Here is a 26,968-nt window from a genome sequence, read left to right as displayed (position 1 = left end):
CGAGTGGGGGTACCTCCCACGCCCGTCCAGGGCAGTGGGGGCCACGCACCGAACGCCGCTCCTTGACGGGCAAACGTTGCCTGCCGAGGCACTAGGCGTCGGCGGCAGAGGCAGTTCCGGCATCCGCCTCCCCGGTGACCGGTCGGAGCATGCCCGTCAGGAGGTCCGCGAGGCTGTCGTTGTCGGCCTCGGCGAGGGCGGACGTACCCACGACGGTACGCAGCAGCCACGTTCCCGCGACCAGAGCCAGCCCGAGCTGGGCCCGCACCTCCGCCTCAGGTCCCTCCAGCAGCCCCGCCAGGCGCTCACCCACGTGCGCCTCGATGCCCCGGCGAAGGACATCCACCGCCTCGGGATCCTGCACCGAACGGAGCATCAGCAGGAACGGATCGAGACGTTCGGCACCGGGCGCGGTGCGCTCCGCGAGCGTGTGCGCGATCTCTCGCGACAGACTCCGGCGATCGTCACCGACGACCGTCGGCGGCCCGAAAGCCCGGTCCACCGCCTGGGCGAAGAGTCCTTCCTTCGACCCGAAGTAACGGTTGATCATCATCGCTGTCACACCCGCCCGCTCAGCGATCTGCCGAACCCCGGCCCTCGCGTAACCGTGCTCCGTGAACTCCACCACGGCCGCGGCGAGAATCGCCTCGCGCGTCGCGGCACCGTCACGTTTGCGGGCAGGCTGTACAGCATTCATGAACAGGAGCATACGTGGGGCGCGGCGACCTCTTCGAAACGTGCGGCGACCGCTCCGAAACATGTGCGGCAGTGATCGTCATCCGCCCATCTGCCTCCCCCGGCCCACCGGGTGGCGTCCAGCCTTCGGGGCCGGGGCGCGGCACGGGGGGCCGGGCACGCCGGGCGTTGTCCTCGATCGTCACGCCCACCAGCCAAGATCCAGCAGAAGGACCCTAGCGGCGGGGCGCCCCCATCGCGTGCAGGGGCAACGGGTGCAGCGGTTGGGTGTGCCAACGCAGGGTGAACGTGCGGTCGGGCAGGGAGCAGGTGAGCGTGAGCCGGTGCGGGGTCTCCAGGAAGATCACGTCCGCCTCCAGCGTGCCGGTGTCCGTCCAGCCACCGCTCACCGCGGTCGGAACCGGTTCCTCGGCGATGCTCCACCCGTTCTCCACCAGCCGCAGTTCGATGCGGCGACCGTCCTCGACGAGGGTGAGGCGTGTGCCGTCGGCCCCTGTCGCGACCTCCACGGAGGTCGTCCCGGCCGGCGGCTCGCCCGGGGCGAACTCGACGGTCGCCCACTCCTCGGCCCGCTCGGCGGGCGCGGGCTTTCCCGCGGCGGGCGGCAGCGCGAGTCCCGCGAGGCGTTCCGCCAGGGCCGCGTCCGTCCGCTCCCGGCCGGACAGCGGTCCGGGCCGGAAGGCGGGCAGCAGGTGCTCCCAGATCAGGTCCAGCACCTGCTGCATCTGCACGGTCTCCTCGGTGATGGCGATCACGGCGTCGTGCTCGGGCAGCACCACGCAGAACTGCCCGTAGGCGCCGTCACCGCGGTAGCCATGCCGGGACATCCAGAACTGGAGGCCGTAGCCCTGCTTCCAGTCGGTCCCGCCCGGGGAACCGTCCGCGTTGGAGACCTGCGGACGCGTGGCCTCGGCCACCCAGGACGCGGGCAACAGGCGCTCGCCCTCCCAGACACCGTCCCGCAGGTACAGCTCGCCGAGCCGGAGGACGGCGTCCGTGGTGGAGTGCAGGCCGGAGAAACCCAGGTCGCGTCCGGCCCGGTCGCGCTGCCAGACCGCCTCGCCGATGCCGAGCGGTTCGAAGAGGCGAGGACGCAGATAGTCGATGAGCGACTGGCCCGTGACCCGCTGGACGATCGCGGCGAGCGTGTAGGTGGCGGGCTGGTTGTAGGCGAAGACGGTGCCCGGGTCACGGTCCGGGGGGACCAGCAGGAAGCCGCGCACCAACTCCTCCCGGTCGGCGGCCTGCGCGCGGTCCAGGGTCTCCGCCACATGGCCGCTGGACATCGACGCCACGTGCCGTACGAGCATCGCGCGGCTGCGCGGATCGGTGATGTCGGCCTCGAACTCCGGAAAGTACGAGATCACCGGGTCGTCCAGCCGGATCAGACCCTCCGCTGCGGCGAGGCCGGCGGCCGTCGCCGTGAAGCTCTTGCTCAGCGAGTAGAGGAGGTGGAGGCGGTCCTGCGCGTACGGCGCCCACCAGCCGGCGGCGACCACGTGACCGTGGCGCAGGATCATCAGGCTGTGGGGTGCTATGTCGGGGGCGGCTTCGAGGGCGTCGAGGAAGGCGTGGATTCCGTCGGCGTCGACGCCTTGGGCGGCGGGGGTGCTCTGGGGCAGCGGGCGCACACTCATGCAGGCATCCTCTCTCGCCGTCCCCGAGATCGCGAGGGCCGTCACGGACTTGCTTCGGGGGACCCGGCACCGGAACCCGGTCCCGAGCCGAGACCGACCTCACGGCGGTCGGTGAGGACACCCAGAAGTGGCTGGACATCGCAAGGGTTTTCCTCTGAGGGAGGTCACGTCCACCGCCACCACCAGCCTGAACGGTCGGCGGGACGGAAACCTCGGATGGCGGACTCGGGCGAGGTTTCCGGTACGTGCACGGGCGCCGGCCGTCTCGGACTGTGCACTCCATGCCAACGGCCGTGCGCTGTGGGCCGACGTCTTCTCGGCGTGTCCTTCGGTAGCTTCCTCGTGAAAGGCGACAGCGCTCGGGCAGGCGGGGCGCGGCCGAGCGGTGTCCCCTCGTACGAGTTCCCGCGGCGTCGACTGCGGTGCCCGAGCCGGGACTTGTCAGGCCCGTCGACGGCGAAGCCGGGGTGGGTCCGTCGTGATCCGTTCGAGTCGGTCAGGCCGTCGGCCCGAGAACATACCGAGGTCCGTTCGCTGGGAGTGCGTGTGAGTAGACGTGTGATCGTTTCGGTGCAGAGACCGCATCGTCGGGTGGCGGCGTACGGCGCCGCGCTGGTGTGTCTGGGTGGGCTGGCGTTCGGGCTGGGACCGGCAGCGCATGCGGCGGGGTCGGAGGCATCCCGGAGCAGTGTGCCGGCGGCGGCAGCCGCCTTCACGTGCGGCTACTACTCCGGCAATGCGCTGACCGTCCGTGGCGACCTCGGGCCCAGGGTCCGGGAGGTGCAGTGTCTGCTCGGCATCACGGTCGACGGTGAGTTCGGGTCGATCACGGAGAGCACGGTCAAGCGGTTCCAGTCCTGGTACGGGGGTCTGACCGTGGACGGAAAGGTCGGCGTCCACACCTGGGCGGCACTGCGCGAAGTGGCCGGCGGTACTCATGGCTGATGCCGGGGGCATCAGCGCGCGAGAACACCGAGATGCGCCGGAGGAACGCCGTCGTGCCGTTCCCGGACGGCGTCCGTCCGAAGACGGCGCGGGTGCGGGTCGGGTGCGGCGGTGCGAGCTGAGACAACGCCATTCGTGGGAGACAACATGAGGGTTTTCGGAAGACTGGGCATTCTCGTAGGTGTTGCTGCACTGATGGCGGGCGCTTTCGCCGCTCCGGCCGCCCAGGCAGTCCCGCAGTCGCCCGTCGGGGCCCAAGTGCATCCCTACGAATGGGACACCGCCGAGGCGGGGTCGCCGCCGTCCGGCATGGCCTGCGTCGATCTGACCGGCAGTACGGCCTGCTTCCAGAAGTACGGCGACAAGTGGTGGGTCAAGGACACCGACCCCGACGGACACTCGGCCACCGCCTCGTGGAAGAACACGCTGTGGAACGGATCGGCGTGGATCCTCTACCGCCAGGGCTCGTGCGTCAACAAGCTCGGCGCGGGCAAGTGGGGCGTGTGCAACAAGGACTACTACGAACAGAGCAGCAAGAACTACTACGGCTACCCCGGAAGCTCGCTTGCCTGGCAGGCGTGCATCTACGACTCCACGGCCGGAACCTGGCACGGGTGCTCCAACGAGGCGTCCGAAGTCAACAACGAGTAGCCGCCCTCCGCCGGTGCGTGTGGTAAGACCGTCGGCAGCACCGCCCGCCACCGTGCTCCCGCACCCTGACGCGCCGGGTGCGGGAGCGGAACGCCTCATGCCGCGGGCGGGGACTGCCTGCGGGTCCGGGTGAGGATGGCGCGCAGGTCGGCGAGCGGGATCTTGGGACGGCGGTCCGGTGTGAGCAGTCCGTTGGTCTCCTGCAAGGTGTCGGTGAACTGGGTGTAGCAGAAGCCGGCGAGATGCGAGTCCACCGCCGCCGCCACCAGGCCGGTCAACCGGTCGGCGAATTCCTGCTCCGTGGCCACGGTGTCGTAGCCGAACCACGCCTCCCCCTGCGCCGGCTCGAAGGTGGCCCCGCCGAACTCGCTGAGGACGACGGGCTGGCCCTCGTGCCGGGTGCCCGCCAGGGTCAGCCGTTTGGCACCGGGCCACTGCTCGACCACCTCGCCCCGGCGCAGGGACGCGTGGCCGTAGCGCTCACGAAGCTCCCACGCGTGCTGGGTGTAGTCGTGCACGCCCCAGATGTCGGCGGCGGAGATCTCCCAGCCGTCGTTGGAGACGGCCGGGCGCGAGGGGTCCAGAGCCTTCGTCAGGTGGTAGAGGGCGTCCATGAAGTGCCGTTGCTCCGGGACGAGAGCGGGGTTCGGGACCGACCAGGACTCGTTGATCGGGACCCAGCCCACGATCGAAGGGTGGCTGAGGTCGCGGGTGACGGCCTCGGTCCACTCGCTGATCACACGTTGGACGGTGGGTGTGCCGAAGACGTAGGCGGACGGCATCTCCTCCCACAGCAGCAGCCCGAGCCGGTCGGCCCAGTAGAGGAAGCGCGGGTCCTCGATCTTCTGGTGGATGCGCAGCCCGTTGAGGCCGATCTCCTTTGCCAGTTCGACGTCGCGGCGCAACTCGTCGGCCGAGGCGGACAGATGGGACGCGGGCCAGTAACCCTGCTGGAGCGCGAAGCGCAGGAAGTAGGGCCTGTGGTTGAGGAGGAAGACGCCGTTGTCCCAGCCGAGGTCGCGCAGCCCTAGGTAGGAGCTGACGGTGTCGACGGGCGTGTCGTCGGTGGCGTCGCTCAGGACCACCGTCGCGTCCGTCAGGTGCGGGCGCTCCGGGCTCCAGAGCAGGTCGTCGAGTTCCTGGCCGTGGCGCAGGGCGGGCACCGCGACGTCGAACACCGTGTCCTGGCCGTCTGTCAGGACACGCTGCTCCGCCAGTACGCGATCGCCCTGTGCCAGGCGGACCGTCGCCCGCAGGGGCCGGCTCGGCAGGCGGTTCAGGCGCAGTTGGCAGCGGACGCGGGCATGGGCGACGTCCGGTGTCCACTGCACCGCCGTCAGATGCTCGTCCGGGACGTCCTCCAGCCACACCGGCTGCCAGATACCGGAGGTGCGGTGGTACCAGATGACATGGGGGTCCGGGCGCCAGTCCTGCTTGCCCCGGGGCTGCGCGGCGTCGCCCGGTTGGTCCTCGGCCCGGACCACGACGACCTGGGCGCCGTCCTGGTCGACGGCGTCGGTGAGGTCGCAGGTGAAACCGGTGTGTCCGCCTTCGTGCCGGCCCACCGGGTGGCCGTTCACCCAGACCTCGGCCCGGTAGTCGACCGCCCCGAAGTGCAGCAGGAGACGGCGGCCCGGGGCGGGCGCGGCCACCTCCACGGTGCGCCGGTACCACAGCACGGGGTGGAAGCCGGTGTCATGGATGCCGGAGGACTCGGACTCCGGCGGGTAGGGCACCGTGATGGTCGCGGTGAAGGGCTCGGTGGTGCCGGGGGCCATCCACCGCTCCGACCGGCCGCGGTCCGCGTCGTCGTGGGCGAACTGCCAGGGTCCGCTCAGATCGTGCCAGTCGGGATCCCGGACGAGTTGCGGCCTCGGATGGCCGGCGGCGTCCAGGTGGGTGTGGGGCATGGGCATGCGGGAACTCCGGTCGTGTCGTACGCGGACGTTCGGGGGCCAGGGATGGGGAGCCGGGGCGGGTCAGCCGGAGCCGTGGCGCGGTGCGGAGCGGATGTCCACGACCGTCGCGGCGAAGGCGAGCGGGCCGGGCAGCAGGGGGATCAGCAGCGGTATCGACCAGGCGAGGAGCCCGGCCAGGAGCACGCCGGCCGCCAGCAGGAGGGTGCCGCGCGGGTCGGCGGCCGAGCGGAGCAGACCCTCGCGTACGGACAGGCGGTGCGGGTCCTGCAAGGCCGTGGCGCGCAGCGCCACGACGGCGGCGCCGAGGACCAGCAGGACGAGCGCGAGGGCCACGGCGGGCGCGCCGGGCAGCGCGCTGCCCAGCAGACTTACGTCGATCAGCAGGATCACCACGAGCATCGGCGGCAGCAGTCCACCGGCCAGGGAGGCGACGGACAGGCGGGCGCGCAGGTGCGCGAGGTACGCGGCGGCCCTGACCGGTGCGCCGTGGCCGGCGGCCGGCCGCAGCGTCGCCGACGCGGCGGCGAACGCGGCGGGCGCCGTGACGACCGGCAGGCATGCGGCGCTGGTGAGCAGGCCCACGAGCAGCATGTCGGCGAAGAGGGTGAAGCCGTTCCCGAAGACCTCGCCGGGCTCCCGGCGGCCCCGGGCGGAGGGGGAGGAGACCTGGGTCATGTGTCGTCAGCCCTTCAGTCCCGAGGTGGCCACGCCCTGCACCAGGTAGCGCTGGAAGACGAAGAAGAACAGCACGATCGGCACCACGGAGATGACCGACATGGCGAACATGGGGCCGTACGCGGAGGTGCTGGACTGGTCGACGAAACTGCGCAGCGCCAGGGTGATGGTGAACTTGTCCGGCGAGAAGAGATAGACCATCTGGGTGAAGAAGTCGTTCCAGGTCCAGATGAACGTGAAGATGGCCGTGGTGATCAGTGCGGGCCGGGTCAGCGGCAGCGTGATGGCCCAGTAGGTGCGGAACGCGCCGCAGCCGTCGATACGGGCCGACTCCTCCAGCTCGCGGGGCAGCCCGCGCATGAACTGGACGATGAGGAAGACGAAGAACGCCTCGGTGGCCAGGAACTTGGGCAGGATCAGCGGCCAGTACGAGTCCACCATGCCCAACCGGTTGAAGATGATGTACTGCGGGATCAGGACGACGTGGTGGGGAAGCATCAGCGTCGCCACCATGAAGCCGAACATCGGCCCCCGCATCCGGAAGCGCAGCCGGGCGAAGGCGTAGGCGGCCAGTGAGCAGGACAGGACGTTGCCGACGACGGCACCCGCGGCGATCAGCAGGGTGTTGCCGAGCAGCCGGGTGACCGAGACGCCGGACACACCGTCCAGGGCGGTCGTGTAGTTCGACCATTCCAGGTGGCTGGGCCACAGGTCGAGGCTGGTCACCACCTCGTTGGCCGGTTTGAGCGAGGTGGCGAGGAGCCAGGCCACCGGATAGAGCAGGACGAGCAGGCTCACGACGGCGATCGTGTGCGGCAGCCATCGTCTGGGGGCGAGGTTCATCGTCCCTCCTCGTCCGCGTAGAAGACCCAGGACCGGGAGGTCCTGAAGAGGATCAGGGTGACGATGCCGATCACGATCAGCAGCAGCCAGGCCATCGCCGCCGCGTAGCCCATGTGCGAGGCGGTGAAGCCGCGCTCGTAGAGGTACAGCGTGTAGAACATCGTGGAGTCGGCGGGACCGCCGTCGCCGCCGCTGATCGCGAAGGCCGGGGTGAACACCTGGAAGGACTGGATGGTCTCCAGCACCAGATTGAAGAACACGACCGGGGACAGCATCGGCACGGTGATGGAGAGGAACTGCCGCAGGCGGCTCGCGCCGTCCAGCGCGGCGGCCTCGTAGAGGTCGGGGGATATCTGCTGCAACCCCGCCAGGAAGATCACCATGGGGGCGCCGAACTGCCACACCGTCAGCAGGACGACCGCGTACACCGCCAGGTGGGGGTTGCCGACCCAGCCGCCGGCGTGGATGCCGACGGCGTCCAGTATGTGGGAGACCGAGCCGCCGTCGTTGAACAGCGCGCGCCACACCAGGGCGATGGACATGCTCGCCCCGAGCAGGGAGGGCGCGTAGAACGCGGAGCGGTAGAAGGAGCGACCGCGTCCGAGGTTCTTCAGGAGCATCGCCACGCCGAGCGCGGCGGCCAGCTTGAGGGGCACGGCGATCACGACGTACAGCAGGGTGGTGCCGACCGAGCGCCAGTAGCGGGGGTCCTGGGTCAGCATGTCGGTGTAGTTGCGCAGGCCCACCCAGTGCGGCGGGTCGAACAGGTTGTAGTCCGTGAACGACAGGTACAGGGACACGGCCATCGGCAGCAGGGTCAGGACGACCGCGCCGATCATCCACGGTGAGAGGAACACGAAGGCGGGCCACTGCTGTTCCCGTCCGCGGCGGCGCTTGGCAGGCGGCCGTGGCTCCTGCGGACGGCCGGCGCGCGCGGGCGCCCTGGTCGACACCGTACTCATGACCTCAGCTCCCTGCCTGCCTCGTCGATGAGTTCGCGCGCCGCCTGCCGGGGGGTGGCGAGCCCGAACATCACACGTTGGTACTCCCGGCCGAAAGCGGTCTGGATCGCCAGATCGCCCCGCGGGGGCGCGGTCGGCGGGGCGCTCAGGCCGTATTTCTCCATCTTCACGGCGTACTGGTAGATCTCCAGCTCCGGTCCCTCAAGGGTCTTGGCGACGCGGCCGGCGACCGTCCGGTTGGGCGGTGTGGACCGGGTGAAGCCGAGGACGTCGCCGGCCCGCAGGTCGTTGACGAGGAAGTCGACCAGCTGGGCCGCCTCCTTGGGATGTGCGGTGTGCGCGCCGACGCCCACGAGCATCGAGGGCTTGAAGTACGCGCCGGCGTGGCCGTCGGTCGTGGGCACCGGCGCGAAGTGGGTGCCGTCGCCGAGCAGTGCCGTGTACCCGGGGAACGGAGCGTCCCAGGTGAAGTCGGCGGCGGCGAGGCCCCGGCCCATGGGGGAGGTCTCGGTGCTGTTCGCCTGTGCCGTGTCCCGGGCGGCGGCGACGGCCCCCTGTCTGCGGAGCGTGTCGAAGAACGTCCAGAAGCCGGTGAGGTCGTCCTCGGTGAACCCGAGGCGGGTCTGGCTCGCGTAGAGCTGCCCGCCGCGGCTGCGCAGCCAGTCCTCGAAGACGTCCTCGTTGCCGCCGCCGTCGTTGGCGCCGGTGACGGGCCGCCCGTCGGGGGATCTGAGCCGCAGGTCGGCGATCCTCCTGTTGTCCTTAGCCCACTCCTCCCAGGTCCAACTGGGCTGGGGCGTGGGGATGCCGGCCTTCTTGTAGAGGGCGGAGTCGTAGGCGTATCCGGTGATGCCGCGGCCCATGGGCAGTGCGTACTGCCTGTCCTGGTAGCTGCCGGTGCGCAGCAGTCCCGCGTCCAGCTCGGAGGTCCGGATCGTGCCGTCGTCGATGGCGTCGCCCAGCGGCAGGATGGCCTTGCTGCCCGCGTACTGGGAGATCTGGCGGTAGTCGAGCTGGACCACGTCGGGCAGGCCGCCGCCGGCGGCCTGGGTGGCCAGCTTCTGGAGGTACGACCCGAAGTCCGCGTTCGACGTCCGGACCTTGACGCCGGGGTGTTCCTCCTCGAAGAGTCGCACGGCCTGTTCGGTGCGCGCGGCACGGTCGTCGTTGCCCCACCAGGAGAACCTGAGGGTGATGCCGCCGGACGTGCCACCGCTCGCGGCGGAACAGGCGGAGAGTGCGGGGGTCAGGGCGGTGCTGAGACCGACGGCGGCCGAGGCCAGGACGGTACGGCGGCTCAGAAGTCGGTGCCCGCCGCTTCTTCGGGGCTCGGGCATAAGGGGCCTTCCGGAGGGGCGTGGATGGGGGAACGGGAACGGGGTGAGGGACGGGGGAGTGATGGGGCGGGGGAGCGATGGGACGGGGGAGTGATGGGGCGGGGGAGCGATGGGACGGGGGAGTGGTGGGGCCCGCGGCCGGCTCCTGGCTCCCGGAGGAGGCAGGCGGCGGGCCGGGGCCCCGGGGCGGGCGCCCGGTCAGGTCCCCGGGTAGACGTCCAGGCGGCCGCACATGCCGAAGCGTCCTTGCACGGTGGCTCCGGTGGAGACGACCCGGGCCTCGGTCAGATGGCGCGCGTCCTGCCCGCGCAGGGCGTCGAGTTGGGCCCCGGTCGCCCGCGCGGCGGCGAGCGCGCCCTCGCGCCAGCGTCGCTCCCACGCGTCGAGTCGGGGTCGTACCAGTTCGGCGGCGGCCCGGTGGAAGTCGGCGAGCGGCTGCGGGTCGCCGTTCTCGGTGGCGTCGCGCAGCTCAAGGAAACGGCGGGTCGCCAGGTCCCGGCGGGCACGCGCGACCTTGGCCTGCTCGGCCTCGGGAACGTCGGTGGGGATGCGCACCGCGCCCGCATACGTATCGGGGTCGGCGAGGAGGTCCTGGGGCAGGGTGAGCACCGCGTCGCCGGCCTCGGGCAGGCCGCTGTTCTGCATCACGACGGTGATCTCCAGGCCGCCGTCGTTGGTCAGGCGGTGGATCGTGCCGGGCGTGAACCAGGCCACGGTGCCCGGCCCGAGAGGGGTCTCCCGGTAGCCGGAGGTGGTCAGCGTCTGCACCGTCCCCCGGCCCGCCGTCACCACGTACCCCTCGCTGCACGTGAGGTGGAGGTGCGGGGTGCCGCCGCCGGGCCGGCCGTCGGGGGTGGGCCAGTCGTACACCCGCAGCCGGGACACCGCGACCGCCCCGGGGAAGCCGTCGTAGGTGGCGCTCACCAGGCGTGTCCTCGTACGTGTGCGGCGACCCGTCCGCGGTCCCAGGCGCCGTCCGCGACGGTCACGCGGTAGCGGCGGGTGAGGGTGTCGCCGGGGGCGAGGACGAGTTCCTCGTGGAACGCCCAGGACGGCGCGACCGCCGCGAAGGGGTCGCTGCGCACGAACCAGTGCGCCGGGTGCGTCCCCTTGTCGCCCGAGTGGTCGTTGCCCGGGGCGTGCTCGAAGATCATCGTGGCGTGGCCGTCACGTCCGTCGTGCTCGCCGACGTACGCCAGCCAGTCCGCCTGGGTTCCCATCAGGTCGCCGCCGTCGGCCTCGGCACTGAAGACCCGTCCGTCCCGGAAGGCCCGCGGGCCCCGCCAGAACAGGCCGGTGTAGCCGGCCGCCGGGCGCCCGTGGGTCGTCGGACTGCCGAAACGCAGCGGTTCCTGGCGCCGGTTGACGACGGCGGAGGTCCAGGTCAGCGACCAGCTCCCGGCCTCCGGGTCGACGTCGGACACGTCGAGGCGGCGCTCCTCCTCGGCCCAGAGTTCCCCGTCGTGGGGGTGCCAGGTCAGCCGCTCGGCGATGACGGCGCCCTCGCCCGCGACGGAGACCTCCTCGAAGGCGACGTGCGCCATCGAGCCGACCTTCTCCGGCAGGGCGAGATACCCCTCGCCGTGCACATAGGTGTTGCCGCCCCACAGGTTCTGCCCCGACAAGTGGGAGGCGGTCAGTTGCAGGCCCTTGTGCCACCGGTGGTCGTTGGGCCGGTAGTCGGTGACGACCGCCCCGGACAGGGTGCGGACCGGGTGCAGGTAGGGCTTGGGGGCCTCCCAGGCGGCCTCGGGCCGGTACACGTAGGCGAACAGCTCGGTACCGGTGGCCTCGTGGGCCACGGTGATCCGGTCCCCGTGGGCATGGGTCAGTGCCAGGGTCATGCGTGGTCCTCTTCCTCGCGGGAGTCGGCCGGTGCCCAGCCCGGGGCACCGCCGTGCAACTCGGTGTAGTAGGGGTCACCGGGACCGATGTCGCCCGCGCGGACCGGCGTGCCGGCGAACGCGGACTTGTACAGGGCGGTGATGAACTCCAGCGTCCGCCGGCCTCCCGGACCGCTGGTGGCATGGCGTCGGCCGGCCTTGATGTCGGCGACGAGGGCGCGCAGTTGGGCGAGGTGCGAGCTGGGCTCGTCCGCGCCGAAGTCGCGCCAGCCGGCCGCGGTCGGCTCGGGGACGTCCGGAGCCGGGGTGATGCGCCAGTCCGCGTTGCGGTAGCCGTACAGGTGGGTCAGTTCGATCGTCGCCAGCTCGCAGTCGATACGGATCCGGCTGACCTCGTCCGGGCTCAGCACGCTGTTGACCACCGTCGCGACGGCGCCGTTCTCGAAGCGGACCTGTGCGGTGGACACGTCCTCGGTCTCCACGTCGTGGACGAGGCGGGCCGCCATGCCGTGCACCTCGGCCCACGGGCCCATCAGGTCCAGCAGCAGATCCGTCTGATGGATGCCGTGGCCCATGGCCGGGCCGCCGCCCTCGGTCGCCCAACGGCCCCGCCACGGTACGGCGTAGTAGGCGGCGTCCCGGTACCAGGTGGTCTGGCAGTGCGCCACCAGCGGCCTGCCGAACGCGCCGCCGTGCAGCAGGCGGCGCACGTGCCGGGCGCCCGAGCCGAAGCGGTGCTGGAAGACGATGGACGCGTACGGGTCCGCGTCGCCGCCCTTCTCCGCGGCCTCGACGGCGTCGTAGTCGGCCAGCGAGGGACACGGCGGTTTCTCGCACCAGACCCAGGCTCCGGCGCGGAGCGCGGCCACGGACTGCTCCCGGTGCACGGCGGGCGGCGTGCACAACACGACCAGGTCGGGACGTACTTGGGCCAGCATCCCGTCGAGGTCGGTGCTCGCATGGGGGATCCCGAACTCGTCGGCGAACGCGCGCACGGCACGGCCGTCCACGTCGACCGCGGCCACGACCTCCGTCTCCCCCTCCGCGGCCAGCGTCCGCAGGGCCGGGAGATGGCTGGAGCGGGCGATACCTCCTGTGCCGACCACGGCTGTGCGCAGCGGCGCGTTCGAACGATGCGGAGACATACGGTCCCTCTCGTGAGGCAGGCAAGGTGGAGAACGGCGGTTGGCACGACGGCGAGTGGCAGGCGGCCGTGCCCCGAGGACCCCGGCCGTCGTTCCGACTGCGACGGCGCCAGCAACCGCTTGCTAGCGGTTCCAACGTTGTAACTGCCGTGTATCCGGGCGGTCAACCCTCTGTCCGAAAACAGCGGAAGCTCGTCAAGATCGCTGACAGATGCGGCTCGGGCGTGCATAATCGCGGGAAAGGCGAGTGAGGGGACCGTTCGGTGGCAGCAGTGACACTCAAGGACGTGGCGGAGCGCGCGGGGGTGTCGATCAAGACCGTTTCCAACGTTGTACGCGATGCCCCGCGGGTGTCCCCCGCCACGCGGGAACGAGTGATGCGCGCCGTGCGGGAACTCGGCTACCGGCCCAACCCGTCGGCCCGCCGGCTGCGCACGGGGCGCAGCGGCCTGATCGCCCTCGCCGTCCCGGAGCTGACCACCCCCTACTTCGCGGACCTCGCCCACCACGTCCGGACGGAGGCCACCGCGCTCGGGCTGACCGTCCTCATCGAGGAGACGCTCCGGGACCCGGCGGAGGAACTGCGCCTGGCCACCGGCGTCGGCGCCTCCCTGCTCGACGGCGTGATCCTCTCGCCGCTGCACGTCACGACCGCCGAACTCGCCCCGGTCGCGGACGAGTTCCCCCTGGTCCTGCTCGGCGAACGCAGCTACGAACCCGCTGACCTGGTCGTCGACCACGTCCTCATCGACAACGTCGCCGCGGCGCGGGACGCCACCGCGCACCTGGCCGGTCTCGGCCGCACCCGGATCGCGGCCATCGGCGCGGACCGGAAGGCATCGGCGACCAGCCGGCAGCGCCTGGAGGGCTTCCAGCAGGCGCTGCACGCGGCCGGACTGTCCTTCGACCCGCGACTCGCCCCTCCCGTCAAGGAGTTCGACCGCCGCAACGGCCTGCTGGCGATGCGCGCGCTCATCGAGCTGCCCGCGCACGTACGGCCCGACGCGGTCTTCTGCTTCAGCGACACGCTGGCCGTCGGCGCACAGCGGGCCGTGCACGAGGCGGGCCTGGACGTCCCGGGTGACATCGCGCTGGCGGGCGTCGACGGGTCGCAGGAGGCGCTGTACAGCACGCCGTCCCTCACGACCGTGGTTCCCGATCTGACGGCCGTCGCCTCCCTGGCCGTGAAGTGTCTGGCGGCCCGCATCCGTTCGGAGAAACGCCTGCCGTTCGAGGTGCATGTGGCCCCGCACTGGCTGGAGGAGCGGGAGTCCACGGTCGGTGGCAGACGACCGCTGGCGCCTTGAGGCTGTTCCCCGGGGCGGGTCGGCGGCGTATACGCCCGGTCCGCCGCGCGTCGGGCGGACCCCCGGGAGGGTCCGCCCGACACGGGGCCGTTCGGGTCAGCCCACCAGGGGGAACTTCTGCGCCGCGGTCCCGTCGCAGTCGTGGATCTGCAACCGGGTGCCGTTGGCGGTGGCACCGCCCGTGGCGTCCAGGCAGCGTCCGGACTGCGGGTTGAGCAGGGAGCCGTCGGCCTGCTGCACCCAGACCTGGCCGCCCACCGCGGTGTCGCAGTCGTAGAGCTGTACGGGCGTGTTCTGCGCAGTGGCGTTGCCGGCCACGTCCAGGCAACGTCCCAGCGTGGTCAGCCTGTTGGTGGAGGTGTGCACCCAGTGCTGGTCCCGCGCGTAGGACTGGCAGTCCCACAGCTGCGCCGCGGTGCCGTTGCCGCCGCTGTCGTCGCCGCTCACGTCCACGCACTTCTTGGCCGGGCCCGTGATCATCGAGCCGCCGCCGACGGTGAATGCCTGGGCGGCACTTCCGTCGCAGTCGTGGATCTGCAACCGGGTGCCGTTGGCGGTGGCGCCGTCCGGCGCGTCCAGGCAGCGCCCGGACTGCGGGTTGAGCAGGGAGCCGTCGGCCTGCTGCACCCACTTCTGCCCGCCGACCCCGTTGCAGTCGTAGAGCTGGATCTGCGCGTCCTGCGTGGTGACGTTGCCGACGACGTCCATGCAGCGCCCCAGGGTGCGCAGGGAGCCGTCGGCGTCGTGGGTCCATCGCTGGTCGGTGGAGCCGCTCTGGCAGTCCCACAGTTGGACGGCCGCGGTCTTGCCGGCGACGTCGTTGCCGGTCACGTCGACGCACTTGCCGCCGGGCGCGGCGATCGTCGACGGTGCGACCCCGGCGGTGTCTCCGGAGTAGCCGGCGCCGACGATGCTCGACTGGACGGCGTCGTCGGCGGCGTCGGACGGGTAGCCCGCGGTGATCGCGCCCTCGAAGAAGGAGCCGACCGCCCTGTTGCTGTTGTCGCCCCCGGTGCCCAGCACGATGGAGCCCTCCTGCTGCATGGGCGCGTAGCCCGGGGGCAAGGGGCCGTTCCACCATGTCGTGAGGGAGCCGGACTGGGAGTTGCCGCCCTTGAGCGCGAAGGCCGTCTGGCCGTTGTTCTTCAGGAGCGCCGTGACGAAGGGGCTGGAGTTGCCGCCGTTGGTGCTGTGCGCGTTGGTGTCCGCCTGGAAGATGCCGTTCTCCAGGTCGGCCTGCACCCACGGTCCGGTGCCGGTGCAGGGACTGCAGGCGGGGATCGTGGACATGTTGAGCGCGTCCATGTGGCCGGCGCCGGTGTCGTTCGCGACCGCCTCGACGTTGCCGAAGTCGAAGCAGCAGTCACGGTCGACGTGCGTGCCGCTGGTCACCATGTACATGCCTTCGGGCTGCCCGTCCGTGGCGACGCCGGAGCCGACGGGATGGCGGTACCCCATCCCCGGCGCGATGTAGACGCCGTACGCCGAGTGGCCGTTCACGGTGACGTGCAGCGCGTTGGCCAGGGCACCGACGTCGGCGGCACCGGCGGTGCCCGCGCCGGCGATGGGCAGGTCGTTGTGGCGCGGTGACTGGTCGTAGATCTCGCTGATGACGCACGCGGCACCGGTGCAGAAGGCGTTCTGGGCCCCCGCGTCGGCGTAGCCGCCGGGCGCGAGCAGCCCGATGTCGAGCTTCGCGCCGTCCTGCACCCGGGTGACCTGGTACAGGCTGCCGTCGTAGGAGGCGTACAGCGCGCGGACGGTACTGAAGGCGCCCACGCAGGGCGTGCCCGCGTCGCCGTAGACGTCACAGGGCAGGGAGTCGGCGGCGGTCGCGGGTCCGGTGACGCCCAGCAGCAGGCCGACCGTCAGGGCCAGGGCCCCGCAGAGGGCGAGCAGGGCGCGCCGGGTTCGTCTCAGTGCCGAGCGCAGGCGGACTGGTGGTGGGTGTTCGGTCATCGTCGACCCTTTCTCCGTCGGGAGCCAGGCGGTACGGACGTCCGCGGTGCGGACGCGGACGTTCGGGCGCGGCGGGTGGGCGCCACGCACACGTGGTGGTGAGGAGCGGGCGATCTGCGACGAGCGCGCAAGCCGGCGGCGGCCTGTGCCGCGCGGGCGCCGAACCGGTGCTCATACGATTCAGCGGATCTGAAGCTAGAGACGCCGGATCGGGCCGTCAACCCCTCGTACCCGTCGGATCGTCCGCGAACTCCGCCCGGACAAAGGTGCGTCCAGAGGCTTGACGGGGTGTGCGCGGGCACCTACCGTCCAAGGCGCTGAAACGTTGCAGCACTTGATCGACCCCTTTCCTCCGGCCGCCGCCCGGATGCCGGGCCCTGCCGCGCCCACGATCGCCGCCCACGACGGGAGACGTGGCTGGAGACGTGGCAGGAGACGTGGCCGGAGACACGACGGGAGAGGCGGAAAGGGGCGCCCTACGACGGACACGGCCAGGAAACGACTCACCGGAGGCAGGACGACCATGACGGCAGCCGGACGGGCCAACGTCACACTCAGGGACGTGGCGACGGCCGTCGGGATCTCGCAGAGCGCGGTGTCCATGGCACTGGCCGACCACCCGCGCATCAGCGAGCCGACGAAGCAGGCCGTGCGCGCCGCCGCGGCCCGGCTCGGCTACGTGCCGAACTCCGCGGGCAGGACGCTGCGCGCGGGACGTTCGACATCCATCGCCATGGTCGTCCCGCAGACCGGCCAGCACGTCTTCGGGCACCCGTACTTCATGCACCTCCTGGTGGGGGTCACCGCCGAGGCCAACGCGCGGGACGCGACGCTGATGGTGTCGACCAACCCCGACGAGACCCACGGCGTGGCCGCCTACGAACGGGTGCTGCGCTCGCAGGCCGCGTCGGGGGCGATCGTCGCCTCGGCCTCGATCAGCGACCCGAACGTGAAGCGGATGGTGGACGCCACCCTGCCGGTGGTGCTCGTCGGACGGTTCGCGCAGCTGCCGCACGCGGCGAGCGTCGGCGTCGACGAGATCGCGGGCGCCGCCGCCATCACCCGCCACCTGGTGCGGGACCACGGGCTGACCCGTATCGCGCACATCAGCGGACCGCTCGACCACCAGACGGCCGTGGACCGCTACGAGGGCTTCCGGGGCGCGCTCGCCGACTCCGGGCGGCCCTGCACCCACACCCTCGCGGTGGGCGACTTCAACGAGGAGTCGGGGCGGGAGTGCGCGCGGCAGGTACTGGACAGCATGGCCGACCTCCAGGCGATCTTCGCCGCCAACGACGAGATGGCCTACGGCGCCATGCTGGAGATCCGCTCGCGCGGGCTGCGCATCCCCGAGGACATCGCGCTGGCCGGCTACGACGACTTCGGCGTCTCCCGGCTGACCACGCCCGGCATCACCACCGTCCGCGTACCGGCACAGGCCCTCGGACGCAAGGCCGCGACCGTCCTCTTCGACCTCCTCGGCGGCACGGCTCCCGACCCCGCCCACACCGTGCTGCCGTTCGACCTCGTGATCCGCGATTCCTGCGGCAGCCACCCCGACCGGACCGCCGCGGGAGACGGGCCCGTCGCCTCTCCCGCCCCGGACCACCGGTCACCGGACCGAGGGGAATGATCGGCATGAACGCCGGCAAGAGAAGGCATATCCGCGACAGAGAACACGTCAGTCACAAAGGACACCTCGGCCGTCGACGACACCGCGGTCGCGGCACAGCGGCCGCGGTGGTGGCCACGACCGGTGCGGTCGCACTGCTCCTCGCCGGCTGCGGCGACAACGGCGCGAGCGACGGTACGTCCGCCGACGGCGTGGTGAACCTGACGATGCTCACCGGGTTCACCGGGCCCGACGCACCGTCGTACCAGGCGCTGGTCAAACAGTTCAACGCCTCCCATCCCAAGATCCACGTCACCATGACGACCGAGCCCTGGGCCGCCATCGGCCAGAAACTGCCCGCCGCGTGGGCCACCGGTCAGGGCCCCGACCTCGCCACCCCCAGCTCCGACCCCGGCTCGATCTACACCTACGTCCGGACCAAGTCGGCGCTGCCGTTGGACTCCGCGGCCGGCACGGGCGCGCACGGAATCGACTCGGCGGCCTTCCCGCCGGCCGTGAAGTCGGCGTTCACCGTGGACGGCAGGCTCTACGCGGTGCCCGCCAACATGGCCACGCTGGTGCTCTACTACAACAAGCGCATGTTCTCCGCCGCGGGCATCACCGCGCCGCCCGCCACCGAGGCCGAGTTCGTCGCCGACGCCAGGAAGCTCACCACCGGGCCGGGCGACAGGCCCAGCCAGTACGGTCTCTCCCTGGCGGACAACAACACCATCCAGATGTGGCCCGTCCTCCAGTGGATGAACGGCGGCGACATCGTCGACGCGGACGGCTGCGCCGTGGTCAACAGCCCGGCGAGCATCGACGCGCTGACCAGGTGGAGCCGGCTGGTGCACGCGGACCACGTCAGCCCCGTCGGCCAGGCGGGCGCCGACGCCGACACACTGTTCGCCTCCCAGAAGGCCGCGATGGAGATCAACGGCCCCTGGGCCGCGGCCGGTTTCAAGGCGGCCGGTGTCGATCTCGGCATCGCGCAGCTGCCGGTCGGCCCGGCCGGGCCCGTCACCCTGGCCTCGACCGCCCCGCTGATGATCGAACGCACCACCAAGCACGCCGCGCAGGCGAAGGAGTTCCTCGCCTGGTACACCGGCAGGACCGCCCAGACGCGGTTCTCCGAGATCTCCGGGTTCCCGCCGGCCAGGACCGACCTCGGCGGCGCCGTCTCGGGCAACCCCACCACCGCCGAGTTCGTGAAGGCGCTGCCGCACGCCAAGCTCTACCTCGCCGGTCAGGCGAACGCCACCCGTATCGACACCGACGTCTACGTCCCGCTCATCCAGAGGATCGAGCGCGGCGCCGACGTCAAGTCCGCCGCCGCCTCGGCGGCGAAGACGATCGACTCGCTCACCGGATGCCACAAGGACTGAGCCCTACGATGTCGAGCCCTCCCCTCCTCCGCGCCCGCCCGCGCGCCCGCACCCGGCGCCCGCGCCTCAACAGCGCCTACCTCTTCGTCCTCCCGAGCGTCGTCCTCATCGGCGTCTTCATCGCCGAGCCGATCGTCCAGTCCGGCTGGATGAGCCTGCACGACTGGATGATCGGCGACTCCCACCACCCGTTCGTCGGCCTGGACAACTACACCGCCCTGTTCCATGACTCGCGGTTCTTCAACGCCCTGCGGGTGACGGTGGTCTACACCGTCGCCGTCACCGTCGGGCAGACGCTCATCGGTCTGGCGATCGCCTCCCGCCTGCGACGGACCACCTGGTACACCGCGCTGTTGCGCACGGCGTACTTCTTCCCGTTCATCGCGTCCCTGGTGGTGAGCGGAATCGTCTGGAAGTTCCTGCTCGACCCGCGGGTCGGGCTGGTCGACGCCTGGCTGGCCAAGGCGGGCGTCACACCCCCGGAGTGGCTCCAGTCGACCTCGCTCGCGCTGCCGACGGTGATCGCCGTGGGCATCTGGAAGAACGTCGGCTTCACCATGATCGTATTGCTGGCGAGCATGCAGCAGACCCCGCCGGAACTGTACGAGGCGGCGGCGATCGACGGCGCGGGCCCCTGGCGGCGCTTCTGGCACATCACCCTCCCCGCCCTGCGGCCGGCCCTGCTGTTCACCACGCTCATCGCCACGGTCATCGGACTGCAACTGTTCGACCTGGTCTTCGCCATGACCGGCGGCGGGCCGATCTTCCACACCGAATCGGTGGTCATGTACCTGTACCAGAAGGGTTTCGTCGAGTTCCAGATGGGCTACGCGAGCGCCATCGCGTGGGTCCTGCTCGCGGTCATCCTCGTGATCTCCGCGGTCCAGCTGCGACTGTCGAGGTACCGCGATGTCGACTGACGCCTTCCGGCCCCGTGCCTCCCTGCGCACCGGCGGCTTCCGCGCCGACGGCCCCGGCTCCCCGCGGACGGCCCGCCTGCTGTCCGCGGGCCGGTTCCTCGCCCGTGGCGGCGCGGCCGTCTCCTGGATCGTGGTCACCGTCGGCGCCCTCGCGACGATCGTGCCGTTCCTGTGGATGCTCGGCGTCGCGTTCCGCACCAGCGCCGATCTGTACGCGGACCCCGCACGCCTGGTGCCCGCGCACTGGACCCTGCACGGTGTCGATGCCGTGCTCCACCAACTCCCGTTCGGCCGGCTCCTCGTCAACACCTTCGTCTTCGCCGGCGGCTCGACCCTGCTCCTGCTGCTGTTCGACTCGATGACGGCGTTCGCACTGGCCCGGCTGCGGTTCCGCGGCAGCAACGCGCTGTTCCTGCTGATCCTGGCCACCTTGATGGTGCCCTTCCAGGTCACTCTGGTCCCGGTCTTCCTCACCCTGTTCCACCTCGGTTGGCTCAACTCCTACCAAGGGCTGATCGTGCCCCGCGCGACCAGCGCGCTCGGCATCTTCCTGCTGCGCCAGTTCTTCAGGCAACTCCCTCGTGAGCTGGACGACGCGGCGCGGATCGACGGGGCGAACGACTTCACCCTGTTCTGGCGGATCATCCTGCCCAACGCCAAGCCCGTCCTCGCCTCCTTGTTCATCATCCAGTTCGCCGCGCTGTGGAACGACTTCCTGTGGCCCCTGGTGGTGGCGAACAACATCAGCATGCAGACGCTGCCGGCCGCCCTGACGGTGTTCTCCAGCCAGTCGGGCGTGGACCACGCCGCCCTCATGGCGGGCGCCGCGATCTCCCTCAGCCCCCTCGCCGTCGCCTTCCTCGTCCTCCAGCGCCACTTCGTCCAGAGCGTCGCGACCACCGGTATCAAGTGACCTTCCGCCCGTTCGGAGAGAAATCGGAGCCAGGTGTGTTCACCTGCACTGCAACCATCGACCCCGCTTTCACCATCGCGCCGGTGCCGCCGCGCCTGTTCGGATCGTTCGTCGAGCACATGGGACGCTGCGTCTACGGAGGGGTCTACGAACCAGGCCACCCCGAGGCCGACGTGGACGGCCTGCGGCTCGACGTCATCAAACTGACCCGGGAGCTGGGCATCAGCACCGTGCGCTACCCCGGCGGCAACTTCGTGTCCGGCCACCGGTGGGAGGACGGCGTCGGTCCCCGCGCGGACCGCCCGGCCACCCTCGACCTGGCCTGGCGGTCCGTCGAACCGAACACGTTCGGCCTCAACGAGTTCATGGCGTGGGCACGGCAGACCGACATCGAACCGATCATGGCCGTCAACCTCGGCACCCGAGGCGTGCAGGACGCCTGCAACCTCCTGGAGTACGCCAACTTCCCGGGCGGAACCCACTATTCCGACCTGCGTATCTCCCACGGTGTGCGGGAGCCGCACCGCATCAAGACCTGGTGCCTGGGCAACGAGATGGACGGTCCCTGGCAGATCGGGCAGAAGACCGGCACCGAGTACGGCCGGCTGGCCGCCGAGACCGCCAAGGCCATGCGGCGTATCGACCCGACGATCGAACTCGTCGCCTGCGGCAGTTCCAACGTGCGGATGCCGACCTTCGGCACCTGGGAGGCCCAGGTCCTGGACGAGGCGTACGACGTGGTCGACTACATCTCCCTGCACGCCTACTTCGAACAGCACGGCGACGACCGGGTCGGCTTCCTCGCCTCCGCGCAGGTGATGGACTCCTTCATCGAGGGCGTCGTCGCGACCTGCGACCACATCGCGGCCAAGCGGCGCTCCCCGCGCAAGGTGAACCTCGCCTTCGACGAGTGGAACCTGTGGTACGAGAACCGGTTCACCGGCCAGGACGAACCGGAGTGGGCCCGCGCGCCGCGGCTGATCGAGGACGAGTACACCGTCGAGGACGCGGTCGTACTGGGCAACCTGCTGATGAGCCTGCTGCGGCACAGCGACCGGGTGACCATCGCCTGCCTCGCCCAACTCGTCAACGTCATCGCGCCGATCAGGACGGAGCCGGACACCGGGGCCTGGCGGCAGACCATCTTCCACCCCTTCGCCCTCACCGCCCGGCACGCCGTGGGCGAGGTCCTGCGGGTCGAGCCGGTCTCCCCGATGCTGCACTCCACCACGCTCGGCGACGTGGCCGCGGTCGACGTGACCGCCACCCGCAACCCCGAGACGGGCGAGACCACGATCTTCGCGGTCAACCGCGACGAACGGCAGCCGGCCACCCTGCGGCTGCGGATGGCGGGCGAGGAGCACGAGGTCGTCGAGCACGTCCTCCTGGGCGGGCAGGACCTCCTCGCGACGAACTCCAGGACCGCGCCGCGCCGGGTCGAACCGCGCAGCTCCACCCGTCACCAGGTGGAGCCCACCGGTCTGTCCGCGCAACTCCCGCCGGTCTCCTGGTCCATGATCCGCACAGCACCGCGCGCCGTCGCGGCACCGTAGCCGCGTACCGGGCCCCACGGCGGCCGGGCCGTACCGTGTCTGCCGGCGAGCAGCCCTCGCCGGCAGACACGATCCGCCGGGAGCACCACGGGGCCCGGTACGGCACGTGTTCCCGCTACCGACGAGCGCTACCGACCACCCCTACCGACCACTTCTACTGACAACACGGTTTCTACTGACAACAGGGTGTCCGCTGGTCAGCGACCGCGCCTCAGCCGGTCGACCCAGCGGCCCACGCCCCGTCGTGACCGGCGAGGACGCTGCTGAAAGGGTCGCCGATCCGCTGCCCCCGCATGACCACCCATTGACGTCCCGGCAGCGCAGCTGCCCCGGCCGGGCCGACGACGCCGGGGCGAGGGGCGTGACCACTCTGCGGACGGCGGTGGCGGCGGGAGTCAGCGCTCCGACAGCGTGGCGAGTCCGGCACGCAGGAAGGCCATCGCCGACTCGATGTCGGCTGTGTCGCGGGTGCGGAGCAACTCCGCGACAATGGCGGCCGCCGCCGCGGCGACCATGCGCGGCCCGAAGTCGTGGGGCGTGCGCCCCGTCTCCTCCGCGAGGCGGCGGGCTCCTTCCTCCACGACCTCACTCACCCGCGCGTTGGCGATGGCCTGGAGGTCCGGGTTCAGGTCGAGCATGCGCTTGCAGACCTCGTCGAGCGCGTTGCCGCTGGTGAGTTCCTCACGCAGCCAGTGTTCGAGCGTGTCGAGCGCCATCTGGTCGACATGCCGGACACGCAGAGCGGCGGCCAGACGCTCCGTCATCGATGTCACCTGGGTCAGCGCCAGGTCGAGTTTCGACGGGAAGTACAGCGTGACCGTGCGTGCGGACACTTCCGCGCGCTCCGCGATGTCCGCGATGGTCGTCGCCTCGAAGCCGCGCTCCGCGAACAGCGTGATCGCCGCCCGCAGAATCGCCTCTCTGCGCCGGGCCTTGCCCAGCTCTCTCACCCCGTCGCTCATGACCCAAAGTTTACCATCGAAAGCGAATTTACCATCGAGTGTAAAAATACCTTAGGGTGTAACCGGAGATGCTCGCACTAGACAAGGACGAGGACAGAACATGGCGTCACGCCTCTACACCTGGGCGCGCTGGGCGACACGGCGGCGCGGCCGGGTCATAGCCGTCTGGCTGCTGCTGCTCGCCGTGGTCGGTGGCCTGGGCATCACGCTGCACGGCAAGGTCACCACCGACTTCACCGTGCCGGGCATCGAGTCACAGCGTGCCCAGGACCTGCTCAAGGACAAGTTCCCCCAGGCAGCCGGCGGCACCGTCAGAGTCGTCTTCGCCGCGCCGAAGGGCACCGAACTCACCGGGTCCGGGCCCGAGAACGCCGTACGGGCCAGCCTGAAGAAGGCCGCCGGGGTCGGGGGCGTCGTACGCGTCACCGATCCGGTCGAGACCCGTACGATCTCGCCGGACGAGCGCATCGGCTACGCGGACGTCCTGTTCAAGGATCCGGCGCCCGACGTACCGCAGAGCGCCAAGGACTCCCTGTCCGACGCCATGACCGCGGCGCGCCAGGCCGGTGTCGAGGTCGAGTTCGGCGGCTCCGCGATGCAGCCCAAGACCGAGGTCGGCGGCCCCGCCGAGATCGTCGGCGTCGTCGTCGCCTTCGCCGTCCTGGCGCTCGCCCTCGGCTCGCTGATCGTCGCCGGACTGCCGCTGCTGACGGCGCTGGTCGGCGTGGCCGTCGGTGTGCTGGGCGTGCAGTTCGTCTCCCGCTTCGTCGAGATGACCGGCACCGCCACCGTGCTGGCGCTGATGATCGGCCTTGCCGTCGGCATCGACTACGCGCTGTTCATCATCTCCCGCCACCGCGAACAACTCGCCGACCCCGAGCAGGAGGTGGAGGACTCCATCGCACGAGCCGTGGCCACCGCCGGCAGCGCGGTCGTCTTCGCCGGTGCCACTGTGATCATCGCGCTCGCGGCCCTCGCCGTGACCGGCATCCCCTTCCTGACCGTGATGGGGCTGGCCGCCGCCGCGACCGTCCTGATCGCCGTCCTGGTGGCCGTCAGCCTCGTGCCAGCCGCGCTCGCCCTGTTCGGCGAGCGGCTGCGCCCGCGTCGTCGCCGCGACAAGGACCGTACCCGCGACTCCTGGGCCATGGCCTGGGCGCGGGCCGTCACACGCAAGCCCGTGATCGTCCTCGTCGTCGGCGTCATCGGGCTGCTGGCCCTCGCGGTACCCGCACGTGAGCTGCGCCTGGGCCTTCCGAGCTTCGCCTCCCAGCCGGCCGACAGCACCGAGCACAAGAGCTATGACCTGCTGACCGAAGGCTTCGGCCCCGGCTTCAACGCCACGCTCAGCGCCATCGTCGACACGGCCGCGATACCCGGCGCCGAACGCGAGTCCACCCTGACGCACCTGCACACGGCACTGGCCGCCGAGCCGGGCGTCGCCACCGTCTCCGCACCGGTCACCAACCCGGCGCACACCGTCGCGGTGATGGCCGTCGTGCCGAAGACCGGCCCCGACGCGCAGGCCACCACAGATCTTGTCCACCGCCTGCGCGACACCGCGCCCGACATCGCGAAAACGGGTGGCACCCTCTACATCGCCGGTTCCACCGCCGCCGGGATCGACGTCTCCGGCAAACTCTCCGGCGCACTGCCGCTGTTCGTGGCCATCGTGGTGATCCTCGCGCTGCTCCTGCTGGCCGTCGCGTTCCGTTCGTTGCTGGTCCCCGTCAAAGCCGCTCTCGGCTTCCTGCTCTCGGTCGCCGCGTCGCTCGGCGCCACCGTATGGGTCTTCCAGCAGGGCCACCTGAGCGGCCTGCTCGACATTCCGTCCGCGGGCCCGGTGACCAGCTTCCTGCCCGTCCTGCTGATCGGCGTCCTGTTCGGACTCGCCATGGACTACGAGGTCTTCCTCGTCAGCCGGATGCGCGAACACCATGAGCACACCGGCGACGCGGCCGACGCCGTCGTCCACGGGGTGGCCGCGAGCGGCAGGGTCGTCAGCGCGGCGGCCCTCATCATGGCCGCCGTCTTCGGCGGGTTCGTCTTCAACCACGATCCGATCATCAAGTCCATCGGCTTCGCCCTCGCGTTCGGTGTCGCGGTCGACGCGTTCGTGGTCCGTATGACCCTTGTCCCCGCCGCGATGGCGCTGCTCGGCCGGCACGCCTGGCGCCTCCCCCGTGCTCTGCGGGCCCTCCTCCCGCACGTCGACATCGAAGGCGCCAAGCTGCCCGCACGAAGCACGCCGAGGCGAACCGACACCGAAACGGCCGACATCGAAACGACCGACGCGAATGAGTTTGACCAGCAGCAGCATCCGACGATCGCCCGTTGAACCGCGGCCGTCCCGGGCGCAGTAGAAGGCAGGAGAAGGCAGTAGAAGGCAGGAGAAGAAGGCACCTGTGTCGTGGAACGGGGCTCACGGAACCCGGCACAGGTGCTCTACTCCTTGAACGCCCGCTGTCCACCAGGGACTTCGCGAAGTCCTCGCGCTTGGTACCCGATCGGGTCGTCCAGGAGCCGGCCGAAGACCCGGTCGCCGGTCTGGAACCGGGTGACGTCCTCCCCGACGGTGCTGACCGTTCCGGCGGCGTCGAACCCCAGGATCACCGGGAAGACGCGGGCACGGCCGTCCGCCCGCCCATGCTCCGTAGGAGATCCTCCAGCCCATCGGGTTGACGGAGGCGGCCTCCGCCTTGAGCTGGACCCGGCCCGCCGCGGGGCCGGGGTCACCGGCCGATGGCGTCCAGTTCCGCGACCGCGTCCGCGGGCAGGGTCAGCTCGGCGGCGGCGATGTTCTCGCGCAGGTGGGCCACCGACGACGTACCGGGGATCAGCACGATGGACGGCGAGCGGTGCAGGAGCCAGGCCAGGGCGACCTGCTGGCGGGAGGCTCCCAGGCGGTCGGCCACGTCGGTCAGGGTCCGCGACTGCAACGGATTGAAACCGCCCAGCGGGAAGAACGCGGCGTAGGCGATGTTCTCGGCGGCGCAGCGGTCCACCAGGGCGTCGTCGGCGCGGTGGGCCACGTTGTACAGGTTCTGCACGGTGACCACGGGGGCGATGCCCTGGGCCTCGGTGAGCTGGGCCTCGGTGACCCCGCTCAGCCCGAGGTGGCGGATCAGCCCCTGCTCGCGCAGCTCGGCCAGAGCGCCGAACTGCTCCGCGACGGAGTCGCCGTTGCCGCCGTCCAGAGCGGCGGTGCGCAGGTTGACCACGTCCAGGGTGTCCAGGCCGAGGTGCTGGAGGTTCTCGTGCACCTGGGCCTTGAGGTCGGCGGGCTCCAGCGAGGGGATCCAGCCGCCCTTCTCGTCCCGGCGGGCGCCGACCTTGGTGACGATGTGCAGGCCGGCGGGATAGGGGTGCAACGCCTCCTTGATCAGCTCGTTGACCACGGCCGGGCCGTAGAAGTCGCTGGTGTCGATGTGGGTGAGGCCGCGCTCGACCGCCTCGCGCAGTACGGCGACGGCCTGGTCGTGGTCCTTGGGCGGTCCGAAGACGCCCGGTCCGGCCAACTGCATGGCGCCGTAGCCCATACGTGTGATGGTCAGGTCGTCGGCGAGGGTCAACGTCTGAAAGGTCGGGTTCGTGGTCATCGCGGTGTCCTTAGAGGTCTGCCGTCCAGTCGTATCTAACTGGATAGATACACCGTAGGCCGGGTGGCCGTGCAAGTCAAAAACTAGTTACTTACGCTAGGTTG

23 protein-coding genes are annotated in these 26,968 nt (G+C 70.8%); 9 read left to right on the top strand and 14 right to left on the bottom strand.

The genetic code is table 11. The annotated features are described in order from the left end of the window. Positions 1 to 91: 91 nt before the first annotated feature. Both ACFC09_RS18375 and ACFC09_RS18370 read right to left on the bottom strand, forming a co-directional pair. Positions 92 to 697, bottom strand: a complete 606-nt coding sequence (locus ACFC09_RS18375) for a TetR/AcrR family transcriptional regulator (RefSeq protein ID WP_376529187.1) — start codon at positions 695 to 697, stop codon at positions 92 to 94. 214 nt (positions 698 to 911) lie between these two features. Next, positions 912 to 2,333, bottom strand: coding sequence for a serine hydrolase domain-containing protein (locus ACFC09_RS18370; protein ID WP_376529184.1), 1,422 nt, complete (start codon positions 2,331 to 2,333; stop codon positions 912 to 914). A 570-nt stretch (positions 2,334 to 2,903) separates the two neighbouring features. Between ACFC09_RS18370 and ACFC09_RS18365 the strand changes: the two genes are divergently transcribed. Both ACFC09_RS18365 and ACFC09_RS18360 read left to right on the top strand, forming a co-directional pair. After that, a complete protein-coding gene (locus ACFC09_RS18365) occupies positions 2,904 to 3,278 on the top strand; it encodes a peptidoglycan-binding protein (protein ID WP_376529181.1) in 375 nt (124 codons plus the stop codon). Positions 3,279 to 3,473: 195 nt separating this feature from the next. Continuing rightward, entirely contained in the window at positions 3,474 to 3,929 is a 456-nt protein-coding gene (locus tag ACFC09_RS18360; RefSeq protein WP_376529178.1) for a hypothetical protein, read from the top strand. 95 nt (positions 3,930 to 4,024) lie between these two features. Here the strand turns inward: ACFC09_RS18360 and ACFC09_RS18355 are convergent, their stop codons facing one another. From ACFC09_RS18355 to ACFC09_RS18320, 8 genes are all read right to left on the bottom strand, one after another. Next, positions 4,025 to 5,845: a sugar-binding domain-containing protein gene (locus ACFC09_RS18355; protein ID WP_376529176.1), complete on the bottom strand. Its 1,821-nt coding sequence runs from the start codon at positions 5,843 to 5,845 to the stop codon at positions 4,025 to 4,027. Between the two features lie 63 nt (positions 5,846 to 5,908). After that, the gene (locus tag ACFC09_RS18350; RefSeq protein WP_376529173.1) at positions 5,909 to 6,523 is read right to left on the bottom strand and encodes a hypothetical protein; all 615 of its coding nucleotides are present in this window, start codon (positions 6,521 to 6,523) and stop codon (positions 5,909 to 5,911) included. A gap of 6 nt (positions 6,524 to 6,529) precedes the next feature. Beyond that, the gene (locus ACFC09_RS18345) at positions 6,530 to 7,366 is read right to left on the bottom strand and encodes a carbohydrate ABC transporter permease (protein WP_376529170.1); all 837 of its coding nucleotides are present in this window, start codon (positions 7,364 to 7,366) and stop codon (positions 6,530 to 6,532) included. Then, a complete protein-coding gene (locus ACFC09_RS18340) occupies positions 7,363 to 8,328 on the bottom strand; it encodes a carbohydrate ABC transporter permease (RefSeq protein WP_376529168.1) in 966 nt (321 codons plus the stop codon). Before ACFC09_RS18340 ends, ACFC09_RS18345 begins: the two co-directional genes overlap by 4 nt. After that, on the bottom strand, positions 8,325 to 9,665 hold the full coding sequence (locus tag ACFC09_RS18335) for an ABC transporter substrate-binding protein (protein ID WP_376529165.1): 1,341 nt from the start codon (positions 9,663 to 9,665) through the stop codon (positions 8,325 to 8,327). The genes ACFC09_RS18340 and ACFC09_RS18335 overlap by 4 nt, the downstream gene beginning before the upstream one ends. 198 nt (positions 9,666 to 9,863) lie before the next feature. Next, on the bottom strand, positions 9,864 to 10,589 hold the full coding sequence (locus ACFC09_RS18330; protein ID WP_376529162.1) for a cupin domain-containing protein: 726 nt from the start codon (positions 10,587 to 10,589) through the stop codon (positions 9,864 to 9,866). Continuing rightward, positions 10,586 to 11,509: a PmoA family protein gene (locus ACFC09_RS18325; RefSeq protein ID WP_376529159.1), complete on the bottom strand. Its 924-nt coding sequence runs from the start codon at positions 11,507 to 11,509 to the stop codon at positions 10,586 to 10,588. Before ACFC09_RS18325 ends, ACFC09_RS18330 begins: the two co-directional genes overlap by 4 nt. Then, a complete protein-coding gene (locus tag ACFC09_RS18320; protein ID WP_376529156.1) occupies positions 11,506 to 12,654 on the bottom strand; it encodes a Gfo/Idh/MocA family protein in 1,149 nt (382 codons plus the stop codon). Before ACFC09_RS18320 ends, ACFC09_RS18325 begins: the two co-directional genes overlap by 4 nt. A 263-nt stretch (positions 12,655 to 12,917) precedes the next feature. Here ACFC09_RS18320 and ACFC09_RS18315 point away from each other — a divergent pair, with 263 nt between their 5' ends. Continuing rightward, on the top strand, positions 12,918 to 13,961 hold the full coding sequence (locus ACFC09_RS18315) for a LacI family DNA-binding transcriptional regulator (protein WP_376529154.1): 1,044 nt from the start codon (positions 12,918 to 12,920) through the stop codon (positions 13,959 to 13,961). Between the two features lie 96 nt (positions 13,962 to 14,057). On the opposite strand, the gene ACFC09_RS18310 is transcribed toward ACFC09_RS18315, so the two are convergent. Continuing rightward, the gene (locus tag ACFC09_RS18310) at positions 14,058 to 15,920 is read right to left on the bottom strand and encodes an arabinofuranosidase catalytic domain-containing protein (RefSeq protein WP_376529151.1); all 1,863 of its coding nucleotides are present in this window, start codon (positions 15,918 to 15,920) and stop codon (positions 14,058 to 14,060) included. A 523-nt stretch (positions 15,921 to 16,443) separates the two neighbouring features. Between ACFC09_RS18310 and ACFC09_RS18305 the strand changes: the two genes are divergently transcribed. The 5 genes from ACFC09_RS18305 (at position 16,444) to ACFC09_RS18285 (ending at position 22,303) form a co-directional block, all read left to right on the top strand. Beyond that, a complete protein-coding gene (locus tag ACFC09_RS18305) occupies positions 16,444 to 17,553 on the top strand; it encodes a LacI family DNA-binding transcriptional regulator (protein ID WP_376529148.1) in 1,110 nt (369 codons plus the stop codon). 107 nt (positions 17,554 to 17,660) lie between these two features. Beyond that, on the top strand, positions 17,661 to 18,917 hold the full coding sequence (locus ACFC09_RS18300) for an ABC transporter substrate-binding protein (protein WP_376529145.1): 1,257 nt from the start codon (positions 17,661 to 17,663) through the stop codon (positions 18,915 to 18,917). 8 nt (positions 18,918 to 18,925) lie between these two features. Continuing rightward, positions 18,926 to 19,837, top strand: a complete 912-nt coding sequence (locus tag ACFC09_RS18295) for a carbohydrate ABC transporter permease (RefSeq protein ID WP_376529143.1) — start codon at positions 18,926 to 18,928, stop codon at positions 19,835 to 19,837. Further along, complete coding sequence (locus ACFC09_RS18290) at positions 19,827 to 20,750, top strand: carbohydrate ABC transporter permease (protein ID WP_376529141.1); 924 nt, start codon at positions 19,827 to 19,829, stop codon at positions 20,748 to 20,750. The genes ACFC09_RS18295 and ACFC09_RS18290 overlap by 11 nt, the downstream gene beginning before the upstream one ends. A 35-nt stretch (positions 20,751 to 20,785) precedes the next feature. Beyond that, positions 20,786 to 22,303, top strand: coding sequence for an alpha-N-arabinofuranosidase (locus ACFC09_RS18285; protein WP_376529139.1), 1,518 nt, complete (start codon positions 20,786 to 20,788; stop codon positions 22,301 to 22,303). 395 nt (positions 22,304 to 22,698) lie between these two features. On the opposite strand, the gene ACFC09_RS18280 is transcribed toward ACFC09_RS18285, so the two are convergent. Then, positions 22,699 to 23,265 (bottom strand): TetR/AcrR family transcriptional regulator, encoded by a 567-nt coding sequence (locus tag ACFC09_RS18280; RefSeq protein WP_376529136.1) that lies wholly within the window; start codon positions 23,263 to 23,265, stop codon positions 22,699 to 22,701. 100 nt (positions 23,266 to 23,365) lie between these two features. Between ACFC09_RS18280 and ACFC09_RS18275 the strand changes: the two genes are divergently transcribed. Further along, positions 23,366 to 25,603, top strand: coding sequence for an MMPL family transporter (locus tag ACFC09_RS18275; protein ID WP_376529133.1), 2,238 nt, complete (start codon positions 23,366 to 23,368; stop codon positions 25,601 to 25,603). A 107-nt stretch (positions 25,604 to 25,710) separates the two neighbouring features. Here ACFC09_RS18275 and ACFC09_RS18270 read toward each other — a convergent pair whose 3' ends face one another. Then, positions 25,711 to 26,001, bottom strand: a complete 291-nt coding sequence (locus ACFC09_RS18270) for an alcohol dehydrogenase catalytic domain-containing protein (RefSeq protein WP_376529131.1) — start codon at positions 25,999 to 26,001, stop codon at positions 25,711 to 25,713. Next, complete coding sequence (locus ACFC09_RS18265) at positions 25,998 to 26,864, bottom strand: oxidoreductase (RefSeq protein ID WP_376529128.1); 867 nt, start codon at positions 26,862 to 26,864, stop codon at positions 25,998 to 26,000. The genes ACFC09_RS18270 and ACFC09_RS18265 overlap by 4 nt, the downstream gene beginning before the upstream one ends. Between the last annotated feature and the right edge of the window lie 104 nt (positions 26,865 to 26,968).

Origin of the sequence: Streptomyces sp. NPDC056161 (assembly GCF_042268025.1) — a bacterium.
Taxonomy (GTDB): domain Bacteria; phylum Actinomycetota; class Actinomycetes; order Streptomycetales; family Streptomycetaceae; genus Streptomyces.
The sequence above is the reverse complement of the archived record's forward strand: the minus strand, read 5'-3'. Positions and strand labels throughout refer to the sequence as shown.

Coding starts and splice junctions, on each gene's coding strand:
- ACFC09_RS18375 (WP_376529187.1), bottom strand. CDS start 697: ATGAATGCTGTACAGCCTGCCCGCAAACGTGACGGTGCCGCGACGCGC.
- ACFC09_RS18370 (WP_376529184.1), bottom strand. CDS start 2,333: ATGAGTGTGCGCCCGCTGCCCCAGAGCACCCCCGCCGCCCAAGGCGTC.
- ACFC09_RS18360 (WP_376529178.1), top strand. CDS start 3,474: ATGGCGGGCGCTTTCGCCGCTCCGGCCGCCCAGGCAGTCCCGCAGTCG.
- ACFC09_RS18355 (WP_376529176.1), bottom strand. CDS start 5,845: ATGCCCATGCCCCACACCCACCTGGACGCCGCCGGCCATCCGAGGCCG.
- ACFC09_RS18350 (WP_376529173.1), bottom strand. CDS start 6,523: ATGACCCAGGTCTCCTCCCCCTCCGCCCGGGGCCGCCGGGAGCCCGGC.
- ACFC09_RS18345 (WP_376529170.1), bottom strand. CDS start 7,366: ATGAACCTCGCCCCCAGACGATGGCTGCCGCACACGATCGCCGTCGTG.
- ACFC09_RS18340 (WP_376529168.1), bottom strand. CDS start 8,328: ATGAGTACGGTGTCGACCAGGGCGCCCGCGCGCGCCGGCCGTCCGCAG.
- ACFC09_RS18335 (WP_376529165.1), bottom strand. CDS start 9,665: ATGCCCGAGCCCCGAAGAAGCGGCGGGCACCGACTTCTGAGCCGCCGT.
- ACFC09_RS18325 (WP_376529159.1), bottom strand. CDS start 11,509: ATGACCCTGGCACTGACCCATGCCCACGGGGACCGGATCACCGTGGCC.
- ACFC09_RS18320 (WP_376529156.1), bottom strand. CDS start 12,654: ATGTCTCCGCATCGTTCGAACGCGCCGCTGCGCACAGCCGTGGTCGGC.
- ACFC09_RS18310 (WP_376529151.1), bottom strand. CDS start 15,920: ATGACCGAACACCCACCACCAGTCCGCCTGCGCTCGGCACTGAGACGA.
- ACFC09_RS18305 (WP_376529148.1), top strand. CDS start 16,444: ATGACGGCAGCCGGACGGGCCAACGTCACACTCAGGGACGTGGCGACG.
- ACFC09_RS18295 (WP_376529143.1), top strand. CDS start 18,926: ATGTCGAGCCCTCCCCTCCTCCGCGCCCGCCCGCGCGCCCGCACCCGG.
- ACFC09_RS18290 (WP_376529141.1), top strand. CDS start 19,827: ATGTCGACTGACGCCTTCCGGCCCCGTGCCTCCCTGCGCACCGGCGGC.
- ACFC09_RS18280 (WP_376529136.1), bottom strand. CDS start 23,265: ATGAGCGACGGGGTGAGAGAGCTGGGCAAGGCCCGGCGCAGAGAGGCG.
- ACFC09_RS18275 (WP_376529133.1), top strand. CDS start 23,366: ATGGCGTCACGCCTCTACACCTGGGCGCGCTGGGCGACACGGCGGCGC.
- ACFC09_RS18265 (WP_376529128.1), bottom strand. CDS start 26,864: ATGACCACGAACCCGACCTTTCAGACGTTGACCCTCGCCGACGACCTG.